At 31.4% G+C, this 24,768-nt stretch carries 23 protein-coding genes and 2 tRNA genes; 15 read left to right on the top strand and 10 right to left on the bottom strand.

Translation table 11 applies throughout. From position 1 onward, the window contains the following. Positions 1-16: 16 nt before the first annotated feature. The 3 genes from HMPREF2586_RS06225 to HMPREF2586_RS06215 all read left to right on the top strand — a co-directional run bounded on the left by HMPREF2586_RS06225 (position 17) and on the right by HMPREF2586_RS06215 (position 4,853). A complete protein-coding gene (locus HMPREF2586_RS06225) occupies positions 17-1,771 on the top strand; it encodes a S1C family serine protease (RefSeq protein ID WP_070657735.1) in 1,755 nt (584 codons plus the stop codon). Between the two features lie 18 nt (positions 1,772-1,789). After that, complete coding sequence (locus HMPREF2586_RS06220; RefSeq protein WP_070657733.1) at positions 1,790-3,148, top strand: TrkH family potassium uptake protein; 1,359 nt, start codon at positions 1,790-1,792, stop codon at positions 3,146-3,148. 196 nt (positions 3,149-3,344) lie between these two features. Then, positions 3,345-4,853: a bifunctional metallophosphatase/5'-nucleotidase gene (locus HMPREF2586_RS06215; protein WP_070812690.1), complete on the top strand. Its 1,509-nt coding sequence runs from the start codon at positions 3,345-3,347 to the stop codon at positions 4,851-4,853. 190 nt (positions 4,854-5,043) lie between these two features. Here the strand turns inward: HMPREF2586_RS06215 and HMPREF2586_RS06210 are convergent, their stop codons facing one another. Continuing rightward, a complete protein-coding gene (locus HMPREF2586_RS06210; protein ID WP_046208080.1) occupies positions 5,044-5,646 on the bottom strand; it encodes a CPBP family glutamic-type intramembrane protease in 603 nt (200 codons plus the stop codon). 5 nt (positions 5,647-5,651) lie between these two features. Continuing rightward, positions 5,652-5,837: a YkvS family protein gene (locus HMPREF2586_RS06205; protein ID WP_002508073.1), complete on the bottom strand. Its 186-nt coding sequence runs from the start codon at positions 5,835-5,837 to the stop codon at positions 5,652-5,654. 197 nt (positions 5,838-6,034) lie between these two features. On the opposite strand from HMPREF2586_RS06205, the gene HMPREF2586_RS06200 reads away from it, so the two are divergent. Further along, positions 6,035-7,024, top strand: a complete 990-nt coding sequence (locus tag HMPREF2586_RS06200; protein WP_046208081.1) for a lipoate--protein ligase — start codon at positions 6,035-6,037, stop codon at positions 7,022-7,024. Positions 7,025-7,102: 78 nt separating this feature from the next. On the opposite strand, the gene HMPREF2586_RS06195 is transcribed toward HMPREF2586_RS06200, so the two are convergent. Beyond that, the gene (locus HMPREF2586_RS06195) at positions 7,103-7,321 is read right to left on the bottom strand and encodes an IDEAL domain-containing protein (protein ID WP_070657730.1); all 219 of its coding nucleotides are present in this window, start codon (positions 7,319-7,321) and stop codon (positions 7,103-7,105) included. 251 nt (positions 7,322-7,572) lie between these two features. Between HMPREF2586_RS06195 and HMPREF2586_RS06190 the strand changes: the two genes are divergently transcribed. The 3 genes from HMPREF2586_RS06190 (at position 7,573) to HMPREF2586_RS06180 (ending at position 8,455) form a co-directional block, all read left to right on the top strand. Further along, entirely contained in the window at positions 7,573-8,136 is a 564-nt protein-coding gene (locus HMPREF2586_RS06190; protein ID WP_070812689.1) for a competence protein ComK, read from the top strand. A 153-nt stretch (positions 8,137-8,289) separates the two neighbouring features. After that, a tRNA-Asn gene (locus HMPREF2586_RS06185) sits at positions 8,290-8,364 on the top strand. Between the two features lie 2 nt (positions 8,365-8,366). After that, positions 8,367-8,455, top strand: a tRNA-Ser gene (locus HMPREF2586_RS06180). A gap of 734 nt (positions 8,456-9,189) precedes the next feature. Here HMPREF2586_RS06180 and HMPREF2586_RS06175 read toward each other — a convergent pair. From HMPREF2586_RS06175 to HMPREF2586_RS06170, 3 genes are all read right to left on the bottom strand, one after another. Further along, the gene (locus tag HMPREF2586_RS06175) at positions 9,190-9,531 is read right to left on the bottom strand and encodes a magnetosome magnetite crystal formation protein family (protein WP_080937822.1); all 342 of its coding nucleotides are present in this window, start codon (positions 9,529-9,531) and stop codon (positions 9,190-9,192) included. A 628-nt stretch (positions 9,532-10,159) separates the two neighbouring features. Beyond that, positions 10,160-10,249 (bottom strand): SAR1012 family small protein, encoded by a 90-nt coding sequence (locus HMPREF2586_RS13045; protein WP_019469096.1) that lies wholly within the window; start codon positions 10,247-10,249, stop codon positions 10,160-10,162. A gap of 108 nt (positions 10,250-10,357) precedes the next feature. Beyond that, entirely contained in the window at positions 10,358-10,570 is a 213-nt protein-coding gene (locus tag HMPREF2586_RS06170; protein ID WP_046208085.1) for a TM2 domain-containing protein, read from the bottom strand. Positions 10,571-10,746: 176 nt separating this feature from the next. On the opposite strand from HMPREF2586_RS06170, the gene HMPREF2586_RS06165 reads away from it, so the two are divergent. Next, the gene (locus tag HMPREF2586_RS06165; RefSeq protein ID WP_046208086.1) at positions 10,747-11,298 is read left to right on the top strand and encodes a GNAT family N-acetyltransferase; all 552 of its coding nucleotides are present in this window, start codon (positions 10,747-10,749) and stop codon (positions 11,296-11,298) included. A gap of 84 nt (positions 11,299-11,382) precedes the next feature. Here the strand turns inward: HMPREF2586_RS06165 and HMPREF2586_RS06160 are convergent, their stop codons facing one another. After that, entirely contained in the window at positions 11,383-12,321 is a 939-nt protein-coding gene (locus HMPREF2586_RS06160) for a 1,4-dihydroxy-2-naphthoate polyprenyltransferase (protein ID WP_064209416.1), read from the bottom strand. A 190-nt stretch (positions 12,322-12,511) separates the two neighbouring features. On the opposite strand from HMPREF2586_RS06160, the gene HMPREF2586_RS06155 reads away from it, so the two are divergent. The 6 genes from HMPREF2586_RS06155 to HMPREF2586_RS06130 all read left to right on the top strand — a co-directional run bounded on the left by HMPREF2586_RS06155 (position 12,512) and on the right by HMPREF2586_RS06130 (position 18,061). Continuing rightward, a complete protein-coding gene (locus HMPREF2586_RS06155; protein ID WP_046208088.1) occupies positions 12,512-13,864 on the top strand; it encodes an isochorismate synthase in 1,353 nt (450 codons plus the stop codon). Next, positions 13,857-15,539, top strand: a complete 1,683-nt coding sequence (gene menD / locus HMPREF2586_RS06150) for a 2-succinyl-5-enolpyruvyl-6-hydroxy-3-cyclohexene-1-carboxylic-acid synthase (protein WP_070657728.1) — start codon at positions 13,857-13,859, stop codon at positions 15,537-15,539. Before HMPREF2586_RS06155 ends, menD begins: the two co-directional genes overlap by 8 nt. Then, positions 15,526-16,332, top strand: a complete 807-nt coding sequence (menH, locus tag HMPREF2586_RS06145) for a 2-succinyl-6-hydroxy-2,4-cyclohexadiene-1-carboxylate synthase (RefSeq protein WP_070657725.1) — start codon at positions 15,526-15,528, stop codon at positions 16,330-16,332. The genes menD and menH overlap by 14 nt, the downstream gene beginning before the upstream one ends. Further along, entirely contained in the window at positions 16,325-17,143 is an 819-nt protein-coding gene (gene menB, locus HMPREF2586_RS06140; protein ID WP_046208091.1) for a 1,4-dihydroxy-2-naphthoyl-CoA synthase, read from the top strand. The genes menH and menB overlap by 8 nt, the downstream gene beginning before the upstream one ends. Before the next feature lie 47 nt (positions 17,144-17,190). Then, entirely contained in the window at positions 17,191-17,382 is a 192-nt protein-coding gene (locus HMPREF2586_RS06135; RefSeq protein WP_046208092.1) for a hypothetical protein, read from the top strand. 241 nt (positions 17,383-17,623) lie between these two features. Continuing rightward, the gene (locus HMPREF2586_RS06130; protein ID WP_064209412.1) at positions 17,624-18,061 is read left to right on the top strand and encodes a MarR family winged helix-turn-helix transcriptional regulator; all 438 of its coding nucleotides are present in this window, start codon (positions 17,624-17,626) and stop codon (positions 18,059-18,061) included. A gap of 402 nt (positions 18,062-18,463) precedes the next feature. Here HMPREF2586_RS06130 and HMPREF2586_RS06125 read toward each other — a convergent pair whose 3' ends face one another. Then, positions 18,464-19,624 (bottom strand): aminotransferase class I/II-fold pyridoxal phosphate-dependent enzyme, encoded by a 1,161-nt coding sequence (locus HMPREF2586_RS06125; RefSeq protein ID WP_070812688.1) that lies wholly within the window; start codon positions 19,622-19,624, stop codon positions 18,464-18,466. Between the two features lie 120 nt (positions 19,625-19,744). Beyond that, on the bottom strand, positions 19,745-20,749 hold the full coding sequence (locus HMPREF2586_RS06120; RefSeq protein WP_064209410.1) for an acyltransferase family protein: 1,005 nt from the start codon (positions 20,747-20,749) through the stop codon (positions 19,745-19,747). 202 nt (positions 20,750-20,951) lie between these two features. On the opposite strand from HMPREF2586_RS06120, the gene HMPREF2586_RS06115 reads away from it, so the two are divergent. Next, positions 20,952-21,374: a MarR family transcriptional regulator gene (locus HMPREF2586_RS06115; protein WP_046207911.1), complete on the top strand. Its 423-nt coding sequence runs from the start codon at positions 20,952-20,954 to the stop codon at positions 21,372-21,374. Between the two features lie 313 nt (positions 21,375-21,687). On the opposite strand, the gene HMPREF2586_RS06110 is transcribed toward HMPREF2586_RS06115, so the two are convergent. After that, on the bottom strand, positions 21,688-24,768 hold a 3,081-nt coding region (locus tag HMPREF2586_RS06110; protein WP_070657720.1), incomplete at its 5' end, for a GW dipeptide domain-containing protein.

Here is a 24,768-nt window from a genome sequence, read left to right as displayed (position 1 = left end):
AATAGGGGGGCTTATTGTGACGCAAAATAAAAAACATATCATCCCAAAAGTAAAGTATGGACGCAAACGACGTGAGTACTTTCATAACGAGGAACGGGAACAACGTGTGCAACAAGAACGTCAAGCTAGAAAACAGCGTGAAGAAAAGGCTGAAATACTTGCTAAAAATAATGAAGAGCGTGTGAAAGAAAATTTAAGAAAAGCACGTATTGAAAAGCTTACACAAGAAGAAATTCAGCAACAACAAGCCATTGCTGCTGCACGGAACTCAAAACATACACCAGAGAGAACAGAAAACGATGAGTCAACCTCAGCGGACAATATCAATCATCCATACAATGAAAACGAGAACATAGCGGATGAAAAAAATAATATAAATTCAAAATCATCACATGTTGAGAATGTGGATCAAAATAACAGTGCACAATCAAATGAACAACATGTCCCAGCTGAAAAACAGCAGGAAGAAAACTTTTACTCAGAGAATGCACAACAATCTAGAGTTGATGATTATTTGAGTAATGATGAACAAACATCTTTCCAAATGAAGCACCAAAAAAGTGCCAGTGAACATTCGAATCGTAACAATGAAACTAAGCATGAAAGCACAGCTAATACTTCTGTTAAAGTTAAGGCTTTCTTTATTGAACATTGGGCTAAAATTTTAATTGTTGTTGCAGTTATTGTTTTACTTACACTCATACAAGCTATATTCAAAAATGTTGATGAAAATGGTACTTCAAATGATAGCGTGTTTAACGATAATCAAAATAAAGATAAAGCTTATACAACAACAATGAAAAGTGCAAACAGTGCAATTCATTCAGTAGTAACTGTTGAAAATGATACAAGTGATGATAGAACTTCTGCCGAAAAAGAGACACAAGAAGCAGGTAAAGAAAATGAATTAGGTTCAGGTGTCGTCTACAAAAAAGTGGGCGACTCTATTTTTATTATGACCAACGCACATGTGGTTGGAGATAAAAAAGAACAGAAGATTACATATGGTAATGATGACTATGCGATTGGAAAAGTTGTTGGCACGGATAAGTATTCAGATATCGCCGTTGTTAAAGCTAAAGTAAAATCGGATAGTAAAGTGAAACCAATTAAAATAGGCGATTCCAGTACTTTAGTACTAGGTGAACCAATTATAGTCGTAGGAAACCCTCTAGGTGTAGATTTTAAAGGAAGTATTTCTGATGGTATTATTTCAGGTTTGAACAGACACATACCAGTGGATATCAATAAAGACGATCAATATGATGTGTTAATGAGTGCTTTCCAAATAGATGCACCTGTAAATCCGGGCAACTCAGGTGGAGCCGTGATTGATAGAAATAGTAAGTTAGTAGGTATAGCATCCTTGAAAATAGATATGGATAATGTTGAAGGTATTGCCTTTGCCATACCGGTCAATGACGCTGAAGACATTGCCAAGCAATTAGAAGATAAAGGTGAAGTTAAATATCCTAATACAGGTGTGAAGATTGCTAATATTAGTGAGGTTGATGAAGCTACCAAACAATCTATTAATTTACCAGAAGATGTTAAAAAAGGCGTGCTAGTAGGTGATGTTAAAAAAGATTCATTAGGTGAAAAATCCGGGTTGCAAAAAAATGATGTCATAGTAGAATTAGATGGTAAAGCATTAGAAGATAATCTTAGATACAGACAAATTATTTTTAATCATAAAGATGATTTAAAAACGCTACCAGCTAAAATATATAGGGATGGTAAAGAAAAGGATATTAAGATTAAACTGAAGTAACGTTGAGGTGAAGAAACGTTGTCCATTTTCAACCAATTGTTAAAAAAATCAAGTCCTCAACAAGGGATTGTAATGTATTATATCGTGGCAATTATCGTGGCATTTTTAATGCTGAACTTGCCGTTTGTCCATAAGTCCAATGTTTCTGTAGATCCAATTGATTCCTTGTTTGTTGCTGTGTCAGGTGTCAGTGTAACAGGTCTAACGCCAGTTAACATTATTGATACTTACACAACATTTGGCCAAGTGGTTATCATGCTGATACTAAATTTAGGTGGTATTGGTGTTATGGCCATTGGAACTATGCTGTGGGTTGTCTTAGGTAAACATATTGGTATGCGTGAACGCCAATTAATCATGCTTGATAATAATAAACATACGATGAGTGGTACTGTGAAATTGATTTTAGATATTGTTCGAACAATCATTATCATAGAACTTGTTGGTGCATCATTATTAGCATTTTATTTCTATAGAGATAACCCCGACATTCAATATGCAATTATGCAAGGATTATTTGTATCGGTATCAGCAACAACAAATGGTGGGCTTGATATAACTGGACAATCACTTATACCATATGCAAATGACTATTTTGTGCAAACTATTGTTATGTTTTTAATCATGTTAGGTTCAATTGGCTTTCCTGTATTGATAGAAGTGAAAGCATATATCAAAAATCGAATTCCTAATTTTAGATTTTCATTATTTGCAAAAATCACCACGGTCACTTATTTTGGTTTGTTTATTTTCGGCGTATTAATTATCCTTTTATTCGAACATAACCAAGCTTTTCAGAATATGAGTTGGCACAAATCGCTATTTTATGCATTATTCCAATCAGCTACAACAAGGAGCGCAGGGCTTCAAACTATTGATGTAAGTGGTTTTGGAGAAGGTACGAATATCGTTATGGGTATACTGATGTTTATAGGTTCATCCCCAAGTTCTGTCGGTGGGGGGATTAGAACTACGACGTTTGCGATTTTAATATTATTCCTTTTAAACTTTAGCAACCAACCTGAAAAAACGTCTATCAAAGCATTTAATCGTGAAATTCACATAACTGATGTTCAACGTTCATTTGCTGTCTTTATCATGGCTAGCATATTAACTTTTACGAGTATGATTTTTATACTGGTTGTTGAAAATGGAAAGGTTTCATTTTTACAAGCGTTTTTTGAAGTTATGTCGGCATTTGGAACTTGTGGATTATCATTAGGTATTACTGGTGATGTGAATGATATGAGTAAAGGTGTCTTGATGGTGTTGATGCTAATTGGCCGTGTTGGTTTAATCAGTTTTATTATTATGATTGGTGGACGTAGAGAACCTGATAAATTTCATTATCCTAAAGAACGCGTACAAATTGGTTGATTGTTAAATGTAAATCTGAACTGAATAGTTTATGAAACAATGGTGCCAGTACATCTAACAAATGATGTACTGGTGCTTTTAGTTTCAGGATAAAAGCGTATAGTTGGCAAATATTCACTGTTGATGATATATGTTTATTATTATTTCAAGCTATTTTAGAAACGTGTTAGACTAATATTAATGAGGGGAGAGGCGTATGAAAAAAAGTGAAAAAATCGCAATAGACATTATCACTACTTCCGATATGCATAGTTATTTTCAAAGTGGTGAGAATAATTCCAATATTTATAGAGCAGGATCTTATGTTAAAAGTATTAGAGAAACAAATGATTACGTTATTTTATTAGACAGTGGTGGTAGTTTAGCAGGTTCGTTAGCAGCATTTTATTATGCAGTTGTAGCACCTTATAAACGTCATCCAATGATAAAATTGATGAATGCTATGCAATACGATGCAAGTGGTATTAGTCCTAATGAATTTAAGTTTGGTCTGTCATTCTTTTCAAGGGCAGTATCATTGTCTAGGTTTCCATGGTTATCGGCAAATATTGAATATAAACGTACAAAAGAACCATATTTTTCTACACCATATACAATTAAAGAAATAGAAGGTGTCAAAATCGCAATAGTGGGTTTGACTTCAGATGGGCTAATGGAGCGTGAACATTTTGAAATGGAAAATGATGTACGAATTGAAAAAACATTACGCTCTTCTAAACGTTGGATTCGATTTATTCATGAAAGCGAAATGCCAGACTTTTTAATTGTTATATACCATGGTGGACTAAATCAACTAAATAAAACCTCTAATGAGCGTGAGCAAAATGTAAATGAAGCGGAAAAAATCATGCAGACCCTAGGCGTTATTGATTTATTAATTACTGGTCATCAACATCAAACGTTTATCGGTAGAGATGATCAGACGCTTTATGTACAAGCAGGACAAAATGCTGAACAACTTATACATGTGAAGATTAACTTTAAAAAACGCACAAATTCGTATGAATTAGAAGATGTCAATTCTAAAATTGTGGATTTAAATCATTATCCAGAAGACCAAGCATTATTAGATTTGACTTTTTATGATAGAAAAACAGTTTGTAATTGGAGTGAAGAAAGCATAAACGAAAATGCTTTGTCAGCAGAGGTAAATGGTTTGAGTGATGTTATAACAAAACCTCATCCATTCACACAGTTATTACATGATAGTATTCGATTAGCCTATGATTATGATATATCTTGTGTACACTTACCAACGAGTGGTGAAGAGGGGCTCAATGGCATCATTACAAATGAAGATTTATTTAATGCCTATCCTCATCCAGATGTCCCAGTTGATTTAACAATGAAAGGTCAACAGATTCATGATATTTTAGAGTATTGCTATTCACATATAGCTTTTAGTGACGGCGCATTGAGCTTAACAATCGTAGATGAAACCTTATGTACGTTTTGGCAAGGTGTTAACTATACAATAGATATGAATGCAGAGCCATACCATCGTGTGACATTGGAAAATATTAAATTAGACCACATGTATCGTGTAAGTATGACTGATTACTGCTATAGAAACTATAAGCAATATTTAGAAGATGCTGTCATTCACGAAACGGGTGAAATTACGATGGTTGAATTAATTGCTAGAAATTTAAAAGATAATGACTATCACATCGAACAAAAACAAACATTTAATGTTATTATTTGATAAAATTTATGTGCTATAAAAATCTCTTAAAACCATAGAAAACGCCAATTTCTATATTATTTCAATAGAAATTGGCGTTTATTTTCATTCAGAGACCTTTTATGCCCTCATCTCTTTCAAACTGTGGGGTATAAGCTGTAAAATCTTAATCTTTTTTACATCATTCATAAGCTTGTGTTTCTATTTCAATTTATCCGTGGAAAATTAATAGAATAACTACTGCAACAATTTGTGCTATGACAGTCGTAGCAATTCTACGCGTATAATAATAACTTAATGAAAGCACAATTTGAACGATGAATACAAAGAAAACAATCCACATTTTATCTAGATAGAAAAATAAAGAAGCAGAACAAATTGCTGTTATTAATACGCTTAACCACATTGGAATGTTTAATTTGAGTAGTTCTTTTTGTAATACAGTTCTCATATAAAGTTCATGACACGGTATCACAAATAATAAAGTAACTAACATTTGCCATTTAAAGTATACACCTGTTCGCGTTAACTCTTTAATCAGTGATGCGTACTGAATATCTGATGAGATAGCTGCTAAAACTAGCTGTATAATAATGAGTACGATACCCGTAATAATACCTATCCCTAGAGATGTTAATAATCTTTTTGATTCAATATCTCTTTGGTAAAATATATAACTGATACCTGCGATAAGCATGATACCAGTATAAAGGTACCAGTATTCTTGCTTTTCACCCCACATGATATATAAAATAATGTGAAATACGATGAAGCTTACAATAAACCAGATTAAAGCGTTTGAAATTCTATTCATATAAACTATCCTTCTTGTTCGACGATTGTATATCGCTTGTGATTGATGACAGTTTTTTCAGGCAGGTCTAGATCATTGAAGTTTTCCATAATTGTTAAATCTACAATTACAGAGTTATCATTAATTTTTTCTACGCGGCCTTTTAAACCGTCATAAAATTCTACTATATTTCCGACTTCTGCGACAGTCATATTGAATCCTCCCTAGAAATGCTAACTAGATAGTATTATACAAAAAAACGACAGACAAATAAACAAATAACCTTTAAATATACAGTTATCATTCTTTTTTTAGAAAAATTAGTATAAATCAGTTAAATGATTGGCATTTTTAATGAAAATATTGCATAAATAAGGTAAGGGTATTAAGAGGAAAAGGAGTGCAGTATATGAAATTTATTAGTAATAATGATATTACAGATCCAACATTAAATTTGGCAATGGAAGAATATGTATTAAAGCACATGCCGAATGACGATAGTTATTTTCTGTTTTATGTCAATCGTCCTTCAATTATTATTGGCAAAAATCAGAATACGATTGAAGAAGTGAACCAACCTTATATTGATGAACATGGTATAGATGTAGTCAGACGTATTTCAGGTGGCGGTGCCGTGTACCATGATACAGGCAACCTAAACTTTAGTTTTATAACGGATGATGATGGCAATAGTTTTCATAATTTTAAAAAGTTCACTGAACCTATAGTGGAAGCATTGAAATCACTTGGATTAGATGCAGAAATGAGTGGCCGAAACGATATTCAAATCGGTAAAGCTAAAATTTCCGGTAATGCCATGGTCAAAGTAAAAGATAGAATGTTTAGCCATGGTACTTTAATGTTAAACAGTGAATTAAATGAAGTTCAAAATGCCTTGCGTGTGAATCCAGCAAAAATTAAATCGAAAGGTATTAAATCTGTGAGAAGTAGAGTTGCTAATATCTCAGAATTCTTAACTGAACCATTAGATATTGATACTTTTAAAGAAATTATTTTAAAAACAATATTTGGTGAGGCTACACAAGTTGAAGAATATAAGCTTTCAGACGAAGATTGGGCAAATATAGAGCAATTAAGTAATGAAAAATATCGTACTTGGGAATGGAATTACGGTAGAAATCCTAAATATAATTTTGAACGAGAAGAAAAATTTGAAAAAGGATTTGTTCAAATTAAATTAGATGTTAAAAAAGGAAGAATTGAACATGCTAAAATTTTCGGTGACTTCTTTGGTGTGGGAGACGTTACTGAATTAGAACATGCATTGGAAGGCACATTGCATGACTTTGATAGTATAGAAGAAGCATTAGCAGATTATGATATCTATCACTATTTTGGAGATATTGATAGATATGAGTTAATCAGATTAATGTCTTAAATAAACAATATAAAAGGTCTATTCGCTAACTTTAATTAATTAGTGAATAGACCTTATTTTAAATATATGACAATTAAATTAACCAACGAGATATGCCTCCAAAAGTTTATATTCTTTTGTATAGCGTTTGAAATCATTCTCGTTTTTATTTTTAAGTGCATGATCGATGAGATTTTCTAATTGTTGCTTACGGACATTCCTTAACGATTCATCAATGATTAATTCGATACCTAAGTCATTAATTGTTGATACAAAAGACTCTAAAGTATTGTATTTTACATGTGTATTATGTTTCATTATCAACACAACCCCTCTATCTATATTTAAAATACATTATACAAGGTTTTGATTTTTAAATCAACGAATATTCTGACTTTTCCGAAAAAATAAGTGTAAAACGAAACTTTCAATAATTAAAAAATAGAAAAAGATTCGTAACTAAAATTTAATTGTAGAATATATAGAAAATATTTTATAATATAAGTTGATTTTAAAATGATGATAGTATATTATTTGAGTATCACCAAAATTGTAAGGAGGTTACAACTATGATTCAACCGTATATTATTAAAAAAGGTGATATGTCATTGCAACCGTGCCATTTACCCGTTGGCCAATATGAAGGTACAAGAGTGCTAAGGTATAAAGAAGATGAAAGTACAATAAAAGAACGTACCCACAAAATTATTGACCGCTCTTGTAGATTTTATGGTAGTAGTTATGTTTTTAAAAAAGAGGATACCATTCGAATTACAGGTATTAGCAGCAAGCCCCCGATTTTATTCACTCCTTTATTTCCCACTTATTTTTTTCCAACACATTCTGATAGAAAAACACAAAATACATGGATTAATATCCATTATGTTCAAAATATTAAATCACTAAAAGATAAAAAATGCAAAGTGAACTTTGTTGATAATCAATCTATCGTTGTAAACATTTCAGCTCATAGCATGCAACATCAATATTTAAATGGTATTTATTATTATTATATGATGGATAGAGCGGCAAGAGTTGCAACTTTTGATCCAGAATCTCCTATAGATTATACAAAACCACAATTAAATATATATGAAGCACTTGCTAAGTATTCTTTGTTTGAAAGTAAATAGTAAAGTTTATTAAAAATATTAATGTAAAAGTAGAATATGCGGAATATTATATTAATTTAGTGTAAATGTTCTGCATATTTTTTTACGATATCTCTTGAAAATTTGCTATTAATTGATATAATAATATTTGTGCTTGATTAGAGATAATATTTATCCACAGTAGCTCAGTGGTAGAGCTATCGGCTGTTAACCGATCGGTCGTAGGTTCGAGTCCTACCTGTGGAGCCATTGGAAACGTACTCAAGTTGGCTGAAGAGGCGCCCCTGCTAAGGGTGTAGGTCGCGAGAGCGGCGCGAGGGTTCGAATCCCTCCGTTTCCGTAAATTAGATAAGCCCGTTAAATTGACGTGAGTAAAACGTTGATTTGACGGGTTTTTATTATATTTGGATAAGTTTGGTTAAGTGTCTTAAATGAACTTTTAAGACGATGAAACGCTAATAGTTATATAGATTTTACAAGATACGCCAACGCATTGGTGTGAGTTTCCATACTTTCTAACGCTTGAATAGCCTTATCGTTTTCGGCTTTAACTGTTTCCGTAAAAACAGAAAAATCATTTCAAGTAAATACTTTGGATAACAAAAGAACGTTGTTAAATCAGCGTTCTTTTTATTTTATGAAAAATATACAAAAGTGAATTCTATAAATTTTGGTCAACATGGGACGACTTGAACACTTTTAAAATTTTTTGTCCGTTGAGTTGTCCAGCTAGAAATTAAAGGCTTTAAGTAGCTTATCATCTTCCTGTGATTTCAATTATTCAAGCAAATGATTATATACTCACCAAGTAATTTCAATATTTGCATGACCTAATCTTTTACTAATATATGGCATTGAAAATTCTTTACTTTAATATATTGATGCATGGGTATGTCTTATCAAAAGTGATGTAAAATTATCAACATTGTTTCTAACAAGAACTTTTTTAAAGTCTTTATAGCTGCTTTATTTGTAATTAATGTCACGGCAGTATTGATAGATTGTAGTATGTAGACGATGAAAGGGAGAGAATATAAAGATGGAAAAAGCCATCCAGTTAAGGATGGGACAATATTATTTATCCGTAAGCAATTTGATACCACGAATGATGTTGAAAAGAAATATAATGCCAGCAATGAGTAATAAAAAAATGCCTATACCGAATGAAACATTAGATATTACTTCTTGATTGTCAAAAGGTTTATCGAAAACTTCTCGAGAAAAGATGAAACCTAGATTTGCAAAGAATAAGAAAATATATACCCAAATGTGATTAAATAATGCTTTTCTACCATGAGTAGAAGTTGGTTTTTCAGCAAATATCCAAACGAATATTGGAAATATAATTGGTGCGAAAAACACACTGAAATAACTTAGTGATGATAAAATATTTTGATTTTTATTAGATTGATTCAATATAATCACCTCCAAAGCAATTAAACCACTTAACAAAATAAATTTGAAGCAATATATAAAATCTAACAATATTGTTAGATAAGGAAGAATATTTAAATTACGAACACACTAGATCAATTATTAATACAAGTAGAACAACGGAGTATAGATATAAAATTACATAATGGTAATTCAGATAGACGAACATTAAAATTCTATGAAGAAGCTGGCGAAGTCGGTGCAGCATTATAACGTAACAAAATGGAAGATTTAAAAGACGGTAAAGGTAATGCCGAATTCCCGTTAAATTGATGTAAATAATACGTTGATTTAACTTTTTTTGTTACGTCCGGTTAATTTTCGATAAATACGTAATAAAAATTATGCGACAACATTAGCAAATAGTAATTGCTTTTCAGTAAAACATAAAAGTAAGTTTAAATGAATAATTTAGATGTGGATGGGTGCAGAAAAGAGAGAGATTTATTATTATATGGATTTGTTTTCCGTTATTGCAATGTGACTAGAGCATCATTGCTCATACATAAGCTCGCTAATTCAATAAATAGAGAAGTGGTATTAGGGATTGCCTGATCTAGCTCATGCATAAGCCCCACTAACTCAATAAATTGAGAAGTGGGGCTTTAATTTATTTTGTTTTTTTACTTATTAAGTTTCTAATTCCTCTTACAATATAACCGACAATCAGTGTTCTAAAAACACGTTTTATAATATTCATAAAATTTTACCTCCTAAACGAAACTCATACATGCTACTTACATACCTTTACCCATTTTTTATAAGTGTAATGAAAATGTAAGGGATTTTTTAGCAAGTTAGTATAAAACTATTTTTCGAGGGTAATGAGACCATTTTCATCTGCTTTGTTAAAGAAAATTGTTAATATCCCGCTAATGATAGCAATAATATAAGGGATGCCAGTCCAAAAAAATATTAAATGTATAATACCTTGTAGTAATTGGTTTGAGTAAAATTTATGTATGCCACACCAACCCAAAAGAAATGCAAGTACGACGTATATAACTTTGTTTACTTTCATGTGTATAATGTCCTTTCATTTTCTAGATTATTGTATTAATTATCTCTTAAATAGTGAAATTGAACAAATAAAACAATGTGACAAAATTTGAATTATATGGTTGTTATTACATCGAAATTTTAAATTGATTCAGATATAATGGAATTAATAATCGTAATAAATAAAGGAGAAATAAAATGATTAGAAAAGCTAAGCCTAGTGACAAAAAAGATATTGCGGAATTATGTTATATCATTTGGAGTCAATTAGATATCGATATGGTAAAGGAAGTCGAAAAATTTCGTTTGCTAAATATAATGGAACAAAGCATGGTAGATGTAAAATATAGAGGGCACATTAGTAATGTATGGGTGTATGAAATTGATGGTAACGTTGCAGGCTGTTTGATCGCATATCCTGGCAGTAAAGAATTAGAACTTGAACAAGCATGGCTAGACATGGATTTAGAGGAAGATATAAAATCTTATGGCACACCAATGCCGATGAAAGAGGCTGCTAATGATGAATGGTACATTGAAACTGTAGCAACATTTCCTCATTTTCGTGGAAATGGTGTAGCAACGAAATTGATTAAACATGTCATTTCAAACTACCCAGATGAAAAATGGAGTTTAAATTGTGATGTTGATAATACTGCAGCATTACGTGTCTATGAAAAATTAGGTTTTGAAATTAAAAGTGAATTTGATTTATATGGACATATGCATTATCACTTAGTACATGTTTAGCATATACTAGTAAAAATACAAAATCGTTCATCAAATGAATGAAGAACGATTTTGTATATATAATAAATTAAATACAGGGTGTTATTAAATCCCACCTAATAAAGCACTGATATAGATACCTAATGCATAAAGGAAACCAAAGAATGTATTTGTTTTTCCAGTAGCAGCCATTGCAGGCATCATTGTTTCAGGTGTGTCGTTCTTTTTAAATCTTCTAACTGCTTTGATTGGCATTGGGAAAGATAATAAAGCTAGCAAGAAGAAAATCGAACCACCAGGTTTAAAGAAAGTGATATAGATAACGAGCAAATAAGCAACGATATACATCAATGCTAAAAAGCGAACAGCATTATTTTTCCCTAATAAAATGGGTAATGTTTTTCGACCACTTGCCTTATCTTTAACCCAATCCCTGATATTATTGCCCATGTTGATAAGACCAATTGTGATTACGATTGGAATGCTAATCCATACCGCTAAACTTTGTATGTTACCAGTTTGGATAAAGAAGGCAATTAAAATAATTATCATACCCATAAATATTCCTGAAAATAGTTCTCCAAAAGGTGTCCATGAAATCGGGAATGGTCCACCTGTATATAGGTAACCTACTGCCATGCATACTAACCCAATAGGAAGTAACCAGAATGAACTTTGGGAAGCGATAAATATACCTAAAATCGCTGCGATAATATAAAATGTTATGGCTAAGTTCATGACTAATTTTGGACTCATGCCATTTCGTACAATTGCGCCACCGATACCTACTGAAGTATGGTCATCTAAGCCTTTTTTAAAATCATAGTATTCATTAAACATGTTTGTAGCTGCTTGGATAAGTAAACATGCCACTAGCATAGCAATGAATAAGCTAAGCTTTAGATGATCTTCACTACCTAGAAGGAATATTTTTGCAGTTGCAGTACCTACTAAAACTGGAACTACTGCAGCAGTCAATGTGTGTGGCCGCATTAAGTGCCAGTATTTTCTGACTGTTGAATATTGTTGGTATTGAGATGCCATAATGATTTACCTCGAATTCTTTTAATATAATTAATTTTTATCAAATTAATTTTAATAGAAGAAGTTGTAAAGGTCAACTTACGTAAAAATTGTCTACATGAAATAAGCTGAAAAACGTACACAGATTGTGAAAAGTGGTACAATATTATAATGAGTGTAAACTGATATTGAAATGAAAGAAGTGAAATAGATGACTTTAGATGTCAAGGAAAGTGAAATTGTCGAAGCGGTATACGAAAGTAACCATACTTGGGTTTCTGTAGAAGCAAAATTAGATTATGAATTAGAGCCTACATTATTATTTCATTTAACCGAAGATTGTGCGGGAGACCGTTTTTATTTCAAGAAAAATGACAACGAAACTTCATTCTTTGGCTATCATGCTATCACGAGATTTAAAAACGATTTTGAAAATAAACAATCTATTTTTCGTGAGTGGGAAAAGTATAAAAATGATATTGAGTTAATACATCCAAATTCAGAAAGACATCATTTGAAAATTTGTGGTGGTTTCCAATTTTCAACGCATAAATCAGGTGATGAATGGCGTGAGTTTGGTATTAATCATTTTGTCTTACCTGAAGTACTCGTTACGATGGAGCAGGGACAATCATTTATAACGTATACAGTAGAAGCCGATAAGTTTGAGATAGATACTTTCTTAGCAATCATTGATAGACTTACACAAAAGGACGTTCAACCTAGTGATGAAATAGGGGATATTAAAAGAATTGACGATATTTATAAAGACGAATGGCGTGAGTTAGTTAAAGATACAATTGATATTTTAGATGAAAATAAAAAAATTGTCCTTGCAAGAAAAAGGCTTATTATGTTTGATAAAAACATTAACATTCCATATATACTCAATAGGGCAATGCAGGGTGAACATAATAGCTACTTATTTGTGCTTGAATCACAAGATAGTGTGTTTTTCTCCCAAACCCCTGAGCAATTAATGGAAGTCAAAGATGACGTGTTATCGACGAAAGCTGTTGCTGGTACAATTAAAAGAACACATCGAGATGACATAGATAAGGCAAATATTGATGCATTTTTAAACGATGACAAGAATTTAAATGAGCATCATTTTGTTGTTAAAAGTATATTGAATGATATCAAACCTTATGTAGAAGAAATTACATTTAATAAAAAACCTCAAATTTTAACAAATGATCATTTATATCATTTATATACCAAAATTGAAGGACGGTTGTTACAAAATTCATATATTGGATTATTAGATAATCTTCATCCTACACCAGCATTAGGTGGTTATCCTAAGGAAGAAGCAATTTCTTATATTGAAAATAATGAATTTGGTACACGAGGTCTATATGGCGCACCAGTAGGATATATTGATATGTATGATAACTGTGAGTTCATCGTAGCTATTAGATCGATGTTAATTAAAAAGAATCAAGCTACTTTATTTGCTGGTTGCGGTATTGTACAAAATTCTGATGCTGATAGTGAAGTAGAAGAAACTGCGGTTAAATTCAATCCGATGATGAAAGCTTTAGGAGTAGAGAAATATGAGTAATCACACAGACGCTTTAACAAAACAAGTTTTTACATTAGTCTCAGAACTATATGCATATGGCATAAGAGAAGTGGTAATAAGCCCTGGTTCTCGTTCAACGCCACTAGCTATTGCTATAGAGGCACACCCAAAACTGAAATCTTGGATTCATCCAGATGAACGTAGCGCTGCTTTTTTTGCGATGGGGTTAATGAAAGGTAGTGAAAGACCAGTTGCAATTTTATGTACATCTGGTACTGCAGCTGCCAATTATACGCCTGCAATTGCAGAAAGTGATTTAAGTCATTTACCATTAGTCGTATTGACGAGTGATAGACCGCATGAATTAAGAGGAATAGGTGCACCGCAAGCGATAAATCAAACAAATATGTTCGAGAATTATGTTCAATACCAATTTGATTTTCCAATAGCAGATGCCGATGAATCACAAGATTATTTGTTAAACACTATCAAATTTCAAATACAAAAAGCAAGCCAATATTTCTACGGTCCGCATCGTGGACCCATACATTTGAATTTGCCATTTAGAGAGCCATTAACACCGAACCTAGAAAAAGTAGAATGGTTAAATTCAGATAATAAGATTTTGCCTCATTATCAAAAAACAGCAAGTTTGAATGAAATCAAAACGATTATGCAAAAACGTAAAGGCCTCATTGTTGTGGGTGATATGCAACATCAAGATGTAGATCAAATACTTACTTATGCAACCATACATGACATGCCTATTTTGGCAGATCCTTTGAGTCAATTACGTAAAGAACATCATCCTAATGTAGTGACAACTTATGATTTACTGTATAGATCGGGGTTATCTATAAATGCTGATTTTATTATTCGCGTAGGTAAACCAGTGATTTCTAAAAAAGTAAATCAATGGTTAAAAGCTACAGAAGCTTTTCAAATATTAGTGCAAAATAATGATCAACCAGATGCATTTCCAAAGGTACCGCATGTATCTTACGAAATGTCGGCCAATGATTTCTTTAGGCAGCTTTCTGAAATTCCAACTGTAGAACGAAAAAATTGGTTAGAAAAATGGCAATCACTAGAAAAGCAAGCACATATTAAAATCAAAGATTATTTGAGAACTGCTACGGATGAGTCAGCTTTTGTAGCAAATCTATTAGATAAATTGACGAAAGAGGATGCATTATTTGTTAGCAATAGTATGCCAATCCGTGATGTCGATAACTTATTTATAGATTGTGAAGCAGAGATTTATGCTAATAGAGGTGCAAATGGCATAGATGGTGTTATTTCTACAGCGATAGGAATGGCAGCACATAAACGTGTCACATTATTAATAGGTGATTTAGCATTTTACCATGATATGAATGGTTTACTTATGTCAAAATTAAATGATATTAACTTAAATATCATACTTTTAAATAATGATGGCGGCGGAATTTTCTCCTTTTTACCACAAAAGTCGTCTGCTGATATTTATTTTGAAAGACTATTTGGTACACCGACAGGATTAAACTTTGAACATGCTGCATTACTTTATGATTTTTCTTACAGACGTTTTGAAACAATTGAAACTTTTAAGTATGCAGAACTGTCAAAACTTGGTGCACATATATATGAAATCATTACAAATCGTGATGAAAACTTAAGCCAACACCAAAATCTTTATTTGAAATTGAGTGATATTATAGATGTTACATTATAAATTTCATCAATCTACAAAGAACTCAAATGATTTGATCGTATTATTACATGGATTTATAAGTGATCAATCGACATTCGATGAACATATCAAAACGTTCACAGATGAAATCAATGTATTAACCATTGACTTGCCAGGTCATGGTTTTGATCAATCAAGTGAAACGAGTACTTGGAATTTCGAATTTATCTGCCAATTATTAGACGATACATTAGCTTTGTTTAAGGCATATCGTATTTTTTTACACGGTTATTCTATGGGTGGTAGAATCGCTTTATATTATGCGCTTTATGGAACGTGCCACTTAAATGGATTGATATTAGAAAGCAGTTCACCAGGAATTGCAGATGAAGACGACCGCATCGAAAGAATTCAAATTGATCAAGCACGTGCAAAAGTTTTAGAAATTGCTGGATTAGAAATTTTTGTAAATGATTGGGAAAAATTACCTTTATTTCAAAGTCAGTATAATTTAAATACAGAAACAAAACGAAAGATTCGTCAAATGCGATTACAACAAAATCCTGTGAGATTAGCAAAAGCTTTACGAGATTATGGTACTGGACAAATGCCTAACTTATGGCCAAAAATATCAGATATTGCAATTCCGACTTGCATAATTGTAGGAAGTTTCGACGAAAAATTTATAAAAATTGGTTATCACATGTGCGACTTAATACCAGAGACGAGTCTATTTGAAGTTAAAGGTAGTGGTCATACTGTACATGTGGAAGAAATGACAGAATTTGATAAAATAGTGTTAGGTTTTATTTTTAAGGAGGAGCAAAATGACTAGACAATGGGAAACAATTAAAGAATATAAAGAGATTAAGTACGAATTTTATAACGGCATAGCCAAAGTAACTATTAATAGACCTGAAGTTCGTAATGCGTTTACGCCGAATACGGTACAAGAAATGATAGATGCATTTACAAGAGCTAGAGATGATCAACGTATTTCGGTTATTGTCCTTACAGGTGAAGGTGATAAAGCATTCTGTTCAGGTGGAGACCAAAAAGTACGTGGCCATGGTGGCTATGTAGGTGAAGATCAAATTCCGCGTCTTAATGTGTTGGATTTACAAAGATTGATACGTATTATTCCAAAACCTGTCATCGCTATGGTTAGAGGATATGCAATTGGTGGCGGAAATGTATTAAATGTTGTTTGTGACTTAACAATCGCTGCAGATAATGCAATATTTGGTCAAACAGGTCCAAAAGTAGGATCATTTGATGCAGGTTATGGTTCAGGATATTTAGCGCGCATTGTAGGACATAAAAAAGCACGTGAAATATGGTATTTATGCCGTCAATACAATGCACAAGAAGCTTTAGACATGGGCTTAGTAAATACTGTTGTACCTTTAGCTGATATAGAGGATGAAACGGTGAAATGGTGTGAAGAAATGATGCAACATTCTCCGACAGCATTAAGATTCTTAAAAGCAGCGATGAACGCTGACACTGATGGATTAGCAGGATTACAACAAATGGCGGGCGATGCTACGCTGTTGTATTACACAACAGACGAAGCTAAAGAAGGCAGAGATGCGTTTAAAGAAAAACGTAATCCTGATTTTGATCAATTCCCTAAATTTCCATAAGTAAAGATATTTAGTAACAACGCGTCAATAAATATAGAGGCTTTTGAATGAAAGTCATGGTATTAAAACTAAAACGACAACCGTTAATTTCTAGTGAATATTTAGAAATTAACGGTTTTTTTATTGTTTTAAAGTTGTCTAGTGATTATTTGATGCTGAGTGACAAATTGACCAATGCATGGTTCGAACGAATACACCTTATTACCAAAATGATACATAATGACTGGTTATATGAATGAATCTAAAGTTAAAAAATTCATTTTCATCAATGATAAAAATGAGAATATAAAATGAAAATCCAGGTTTTAAATTTATTATTAAAAATTAAATGAAAAACATGTAAGTTGGATAAAATTAGTTTTCAGAATATTCTATTGACTAATACTAGTAATGTTAAAACTTTTAAACATTTTGTTATTATATTTGACCAAAAATAAAATTTCTATTAATATAATAAAAAAGGGCAGAGGAGAGTAATGAATGACACAATATAAAAATAAAGAACTTATGAAAGATATGTGTTTTCTGTTTTATGTTTCTAGTAAAGAGATAGTAAATAAATTTAACAAACACCTAAAGCAGTATGATATTAGCTTTCCAAATTATGTAGTGATGTTATATATTGAAAACTCAAATCCTGTATTTATCAAGACATTATGCGATCAATTATATTTAGATTCTGGTACAATAAGCCCAATTATTAAGAGACTTGAAAAAAAAGGACTAATTGAACGTATGAGAACAGAAGAGGATGAACGAAGAGTTAAAGTACAATTGACACAAAAGGGAAGTGTGTTAAAAGAGAAATTTGAGCAAATTTCAGATGAAGTGTTAACTCAGTTCAATATGAGTTCAGAAGATATAGATATATATTATAAATTAATGAAAAAATTTGCTGAAAAAAATATTTATCAATAAAATGCACATATTTGAAATATAAAGCGTAATATAAAAGAAGCCCGTAAATGAATTTTTAGAAATTCATTTACGAGCCTCTTTTATGTCATACTTCTTAACAGATATATTTTTAAGAAAATTACCTCTGCTTAAGTGCGTAGTTATCTCTAAGTAAGTTTTCCATATAATCCTCAGCATAATAATCACATTAAAAAATTCACTTTATTAATCCTACTATTATTAACAATTTGATATAGTTTCTCGATTTATTAAATCATTATACCGACTAATCGAATGTCGGATATTAATCACACTAAAATTTTTTGATTATATTCAATTGAGTTTTTTGGCTGCCTACATAGAATATGGAAGTTAGCGTAGTAATCATTGGTAAATAAATTTTAAATACAGAATAACAAGGCGTTATTCATAATGTTCTTTTATATAAAGTTCTAATCTTCTCATTGCCTCTTTTAAGGCATCGAGTTCATAGGCATAAGAAATACGCACATGGCCTTTACCAATGTCTGTAAATGAAGAACCTGGTACCATTGCAACGTGTGCTTTTTCGAGTACATCAACGCAAAAATCAAAATCATTTTCTGTGAAATTTTCAATACTTGGGAAGATATAAAAAGCACCTTCTGGTTTAGCGTCGAGTTTAAATCCTAAAGATTGTAGTTTTGTGATTAAAAAATCTCGTCTTTCAATATATGCTTTGTTCATATAGTGAGGTGCATCTAATCCTTCGTTTAATGCTGCTATACAAGTTATTTGAGCAGGTACATTAGCACATATACAATTATAGGCATGCATAAATGTTAACTTTTCAATTAAATATTCAGGACCTATTAGAAAACCAATGCGAATCCCAGTAGCAGAGTGAGATTTACTTAATCCATTGACGAGCAATAACTGATCACGGATGGATTTAAATTCAGCAAAAGAAGTGTGTTGATGATTAAAGGTATTTTCTGCATAAATTTCATCACTAATGATAAAAATCTCTTCATTTTTTAACATTTCTGTAAGTGCATGAATTTCATCATAAGTCAAAATAACACCAGTGGGATTTGTTGGATAATTTAAAAGAATTGCTTTTGTTTTTGACGATATATTTTGCTTGATTGCTTCAGGTGTTATTTTGAAATCTGTTTTTGTAGTGTCGATATATACAGGAACGCCACCAAGTGTTTTAATTAAAGGGATATAACCTGCATAAATAGGGCTGGGGATTAATATTTCATCACCTGGGTTAATAATGCTTCTCAAAGCTGTGTCTAACGCTTCACTAGCGCCATTTGTAATAATAATTTCATCAGAGCTATAATGGAAACCATAGCGCTGTTTAAAATAATGACTGACTGCATTTCGTGTTTCAACTAACCCTTTGTTATGAGAATACTTTGTTTGATTTTCTTTTATTGCAGTAATATATGCATTTTTTACGACATCAGGCATAGGAAAATCTGGTTGACCGATTGTCAAATTGATACAATTATCAATATCTTTAATTTTATTTGAAAATTGCCTAATACTTGGTGCTGTTAAAAATTTAGAATTGTCGTTTAATGATAGCTTCATTGTTTTTCACCTCAAAATAAAAATACCGATTTGTAGTTAAATAAGTATGACTAGCTTAAAATATCAAATTACTACCATCGTAACATATTTGAATCAACTACAAATCGGCTGGAAATTATTTTAATCTTTAAAATTCGAAGGGGATTGCAAGTTAATAATTGGATTGGTCCACTTAGAGATAAATCTAGTTGATAATACATATACAATTATACTAGTAAATAAGAGTAGATATATATAAGTCAGTATAGAGATGTGGTCTTTAAACGGATAAATATTAAAACCACGTATAATACCAATTACAATGCCATGTAGTAAATAGACATACATAGTGCGACGCCCAATGTATGTGAAAAATCTTTCTTTTTCAGGTATTAAATTAAGGAAAGAAAACATTGTAATTAAAATAATAAAGTATAATAGCAAACGTTTAATTGGACTATATAAATCTTGTTTACCTTCCAGTGACATATAAGGTGAATCACCTAATAACCAATCAGCATTTATAGGATGCAAGGTATAAATGATATAAAAAAGGAGTAAAATGCTAACAGCGACCGGTATGAATTTCTTATTTCTTAACACACGTGTATGTTCACTCGTAAATAAATAACCTAAATAAAAAATAGGGAAGAACATGATTGTTCTTGAAAAACTTAAATAATTGTCAATATTATCTGAGTAACCTGCAAATAAAGAAATAATAATAGATATTGGTAATACAAAATAAGGTTTATAGTCTTTTACTATTACTAATATGACATGGAAAAAGAATAATGTCAGTAAAAACCATAATGCAAAAACAGGATCAAATGGATCGAATTTAACACTGTCCTCTTTTCCTGTGAAATAATAGTAAAAGGTGAAAAATCCAAAGAAAATAAAATAAGGTACTAACAATTTTTTTGAAACTTTCTCTAGATAACCAGCTTTGCCTGCTTTTTTAGCAAAATAACCTGAGATGAATAAAAAACAGGGCATATGGAAACTATATATAGTTAAATAAAGTGAAGAAAGATATTTACTTTCTTCAGTATATGGTTGTAATAAATGACCAAATACAACAAGAAAAATTAATATCATTCTCGCATTGTCGAAGAAATAATCTCTTTCTTTTAACTGTGTCATAGGGTTGCTCCTTTTATATGCAGGTAAAATTTATAATCACTGTTACTAATTTATTATAAAACATATGACAAATGCAACAAAACCGACTGATTTGTAGATTATTATTGTATATTATGAGGAATAACATTATAATATTAGAAAATAAAATAATAAATTTAAATGCTATTGAACATTTTAATTAAAGTAGTGGAGATGAAACAACATGTATAAACAACTAGAACAATTAATTACACTTACAAGTAATGATTTAAATTTAGTCAGTAGAAGGTTTGGCCAACGCACAGATTTAACTTCAGAACAGTTAGAAATGTTAAGGATTTTATATCATTATAATGTGTTATCACAATATGATTTAACAATGAAAATTAATAAAGAACAGTCTATTGTGTCTAGATGGATCAAAAAATTATGTCAAATGGGCTATATAACTAGTAAACAGTCAAACAAAGACTTAAGATGTAAAGATTTAATGATTACAGAAAAAACAAAAGCACTTGTTCAACAAATTAACGAAGTTAGGGTGGCTTTGATAGAAGCAAGGTGTCAAAATTTAACTTCAAATGATATTGAAAATCTAAATTATTTATTAAATAAATTAAATACGCATCATCATTATATCAAGTAAATGATAAATGGAGGCTAAAATTTTCAGCATCATTTTATTATGTAACACAGCGATATGATACAAATTTATGATAGGGTTCAAATGAACCAAAAATGCATAGAAACAATAAATAGCTATCCAATGATTGGAAAAGCTTTCATGTTGGAAAAGAACAATATGTCATAACAGAGATTTAAAAAGCTTCTATGACGTTTACAAAACTGTTTAGTATAATGATACTTAATATGTTAGCACTATATAAACAAATAAACCTTAGGTGAATTTTCACCTAAGGTTTATTTGTGTTTTAAAACTTACACATTATGATTTCATGCTATTTATATGTGTTTACATCAAAATATTTGCCCAATTTATTCATTGAATCATAGAAACCTTTAATACGTGTAGCATTATGAGATGCCCATGCAACATCAGTTGCATATTGATGAACGCCTGGATTATCAGGATTCCAACGCATTTTATACAAAGTATTTTGTCCTTGGTTAATGTATGAATTAGCAATGTATTTAGCGCCACCAACAATTGCTTTTTTAACAGTATCCCAGCCATTATTTTTAGCGGTAGCAAAACCTTGTTTTACAGGATCTTTATCAACGGCTCCAATACCAAACATATTGTAATATTTTTTAGCGCCATTAGTGACAACTTTATTATTTACTACGTCACCACCATTAGCAAGCTTAGAAGTTCCATTTCCAGTTTCAAGTAGGGCATGAGAAACTAAATAAACTTCATTAATGTTATAAGTTTTAGCAGCTTCACTAAATGCCTCACCTTGTCCTTCTAATATGCCTTTGCCAACTAATAGTTTATCTAAATCAGTACCAGAAATATTTTGTGATTTATCTAAGCGTAAGAATTGGTATTTTTGAGTTGGATCTTTAGCAAGCTTACTACTATCCATAGCATTTTTAATCTCACTTTTTGTTGCATCTTCCCATTTTCCAGGTGTACGTTGAATTTGAGGTTTGAATTTCAAACCATGTTGTAACGCTACTGCCTGATCTAAAGTAAGATTAGATTTATAGTATTTTACAAGCTCTTTTCGTAAGTCGCTTTCTTTTATCCAAACAATTTTACCGTTCGATAATTTACCATGATACCAAGTTACCCCATTAATGATTTGTTTTTCAAAAACAGTAAATATGCTTTCATGGAAACCTTTTAATGATCCAGCTGATTTTGTAGCATTAGGATCAAGGTAATAGTTACCATTGGCATTGTAAATAACATAGTCGAATTTTTGTGGTGTGATTTTTGATTGTGTTGGAGTTTTATTCAAATCTTTAGCTGCAATCCAACCAGTTTTATTATTGACGTTTCCGTATAGGTACTCGTCTTTATCAACAAACACAGATTTTGATGCGTTAAATTTACTGTTTTTAATATTATTTTGGGTATCTAATTGCTGATTTTTTGTACCCCATGGAATTGCATATAAGCCATTGTTAGTAGCTTTTACAGTATATTGTCCATTTTTAGCTTTTGTTTTGCTTAAGTTACGCGTATTTATATCTTTAGTATTAACCCAACCAATTGGTGTATTTTGTTTTGTATTTTGGATTAACACATAAGTGTTATTACCTTGAGTACGTTGCTTAGTTACAGTATACGTACGACCAGCAAATTTAGAAGCATTTTTACCTTTTTTATCATAAACAGTTGCTTTAATACCAGAATTGTTTGTGTTTAATTGTCCGATTTTACTAACAGATGTTGTAGGAGTAGCAGTAGCTTTTGTAACTGCTTCTTTAACAGTGATGTCACCTGTTTGCATCCAACCTAGGTTAGTATTTGTTTTGTTATCTGTAATTAAATAAAATGAATTTTTACCTAATGTAGCTTTTTTACTTAATTTGTAAGTTTTACCATTCACATATGATTTTTGAATACCTTTTTGATCATATACAGATGTATAAACACCATGATTTGTTTTAGCGACTGTACCTTGTTGATTGATAAGCGTATTGACAGTTAAATTATTACTTGTACTAGGGGAGGTAGCTGTTTTACTTGTTGAAGTTAATTTACTTAAGCTTACCCAACCGGATAAATTATTTACTGTGCCATAAATATAATTTGTTTTGCCAATTTGCTGCTGTTTTGATGCTTTGAATGTTTGACTAGAGCTGCCTGAAACTGTGCCTGCTTTCTGAGAACTAGTGCCCCAAGGTACAGTATAAATCACTTCACCAGGTTTGATTTTATAAGATTGATTATTTTTAGCAACTGGCTTAGCAGAGTTATAACTTACATCACTTTGATGTACCCATCCAATTAAATTACCTTTATTATAATCAGAAACTAAGTAAAAGTTTTTGTTTCCTAAAGTCGCCGATTTTGTAACTTTTAACGTTTGATTCGTTTTACTTGTTTTTCTACCATTTTGATCATAAACAGTGGTATATAATCCATCATTATTTGTGTTTATGCGCCCAACACCGTTGTTCGTTGATACTGTTAATTTACCAGTATTAGTAGACGGTTTTGTAGTAGAACCACTTGACTCATTTTTGCTTCCACTTGTACTTCCAGATGACGTAGAACCCCAAGCGGCAGCTTTACCTGTTTTAATTAAATATTTTTCATAAATTAAATCATAAAGTTCATCATAACTATAATTATGATTAGCTAAATAACCATGTGGATCGATATGATCTGATCCACCTAAATAATTACTTACAGCTTTATGCGTCCAAACAGTCCCAACACCATCATACTCAGCGCTATCAGGAGCAAGTCCATAATATTGTAGGTTTGTAGCTGCATAGTCTGCATAGTTATTGATAGAACGAGCAAATGAATCATAGTCATGAGTATGGACTAATTCTACATGAATAAAGCGTTCGTTTGCAGCTGGACCAGCACCCCATGCTAAATAATCTGTATTAGCTGTTTCAATAATACGATTACCATCTACATAAGCATGTACAAATGCGCTATTATAATTATTTTTCATGTAATTTATTTCACCAGTTATTGTTGAATTATCGTTTGCAGTATCATGCATAACGATACCTTCAGGTTTACCATAACGATACTGATATTTTGGTAAATAACTTGCGATATCTTGTTCATAGTTAGGTGCTTTGAAGTTATTTTTACGAATATAATTATTTATTGACGAATTTACTTTTGGCGTATATTTAGGTAATGAACTTTTAGATGTAGATTTAGTACTGACAGCTGATCTTGTAGCTATAGTTGGTGTACTAACTGATCTAGCCATTCTTAATTTTGGTGTTGCCTCACTTTTATAGACTTGAACTGTTTTTGGTGACGTATTTATATCTGAATCTAAAGTATTCACTTTTTCAGTTTGTGCTTCATTGTCAGATTGAGTTGTTGTAGTTGTCTCACCAGAAGTTACCTCAGAGTCAGCAACCTCAGAATC

Origin of the sequence: Staphylococcus sp. HMSC034G07, assembly GCF_001835975.1 — a bacterium.
Classification (GTDB): Bacteria; Bacillota; Bacilli; order Staphylococcales; family Staphylococcaceae; genus Staphylococcus; species Staphylococcus ureilyticus.
Note: the sequence above shows the minus strand (reverse complement) of the source record. Positions and strands in the feature narration are given on the sequence as shown.

Bases quoted from the DNA above. Each gene is read 5' to 3' on its own strand.
- HMPREF2586_RS06160 (WP_064209416.1), bottom strand. From the start codon at position 12,321: ATGGCATCTCAATACCAACAATATTCAACAGTCAGAAAATACTGGCAC.
- menB (WP_046208091.1), top strand. From the start codon at position 16,325: ATGACTAGACAATGGGAAACAATTAAAGAATATAAAGAGATTAAGTAC.
- HMPREF2586_RS06165 (WP_046208086.1), top strand. From the start codon at position 10,747: ATGATTAGAAAAGCTAAGCCTAGTGACAAAAAAGATATTGCGGAATTA.
- HMPREF2586_RS06190 (WP_070812689.1), top strand. From the start codon at position 7,573: ATGATTCAACCGTATATTATTAAAAAAGGTGATATGTCATTGCAACCG.
- HMPREF2586_RS06170 (WP_046208085.1), bottom strand. From the start codon at position 10,570: ATGAAAGTAAACAAAGTTATATACGTCGTACTTGCATTTCTTTTGGGT.
- HMPREF2586_RS13045 (WP_019469096.1), bottom strand. From the start codon at position 10,249: ATGAATATTATAAAACGTGTTTTTAGAACACTGATTGTCGGTTATATT.
- HMPREF2586_RS06130 (WP_064209412.1), top strand. From the start codon at position 17,624: ATGACACAATATAAAAATAAAGAACTTATGAAAGATATGTGTTTTCTG.
- HMPREF2586_RS06135 (WP_046208092.1), top strand. From the start codon at position 17,191: ATGAAAGTCATGGTATTAAAACTAAAACGACAACCGTTAATTTCTAGT.
- HMPREF2586_RS06210 (WP_046208080.1), bottom strand. From the start codon at position 5,646: ATGAATAGAATTTCAAACGCTTTAATCTGGTTTATTGTAAGCTTCATC.
- HMPREF2586_RS06125 (WP_070812688.1), bottom strand. From the start codon at position 19,624: ATGAAGCTATCATTAAACGACAATTCTAAATTTTTAACAGCACCAAGT.
- HMPREF2586_RS06200 (WP_046208081.1), top strand. From the start codon at position 6,035: ATGAAATTTATTAGTAATAATGATATTACAGATCCAACATTAAATTTG.
- menD (WP_070657728.1), top strand. From the start codon at position 13,857: ATGAGTAATCACACAGACGCTTTAACAAAACAAGTTTTTACATTAGTC.
- HMPREF2586_RS06115 (WP_046207911.1), top strand. From the start codon at position 20,952: ATGTATAAACAACTAGAACAATTAATTACACTTACAAGTAATGATTTA.
- HMPREF2586_RS06155 (WP_046208088.1), top strand. From the start codon at position 12,512: ATGACTTTAGATGTCAAGGAAAGTGAAATTGTCGAAGCGGTATACGAA.
- menH (WP_070657725.1), top strand. From the start codon at position 15,526: ATGTTACATTATAAATTTCATCAATCTACAAAGAACTCAAATGATTTG.
- HMPREF2586_RS06120 (WP_064209410.1), bottom strand. From the start codon at position 20,749: ATGACACAGTTAAAAGAAAGAGATTATTTCTTCGACAATGCGAGAATG.
- HMPREF2586_RS06195 (WP_070657730.1), bottom strand. From the start codon at position 7,321: ATGAAACATAATACACATGTAAAATACAATACTTTAGAGTCTTTTGTA.
- HMPREF2586_RS06205 (WP_002508073.1), bottom strand. From the start codon at position 5,837: ATGACTGTCGCAGAAGTCGGAAATATAGTAGAATTTTATGACGGTTTA.
- HMPREF2586_RS06215 (WP_070812690.1), top strand. From the start codon at position 3,345: ATGAAAAAAAGTGAAAAAATCGCAATAGACATTATCACTACTTCCGAT.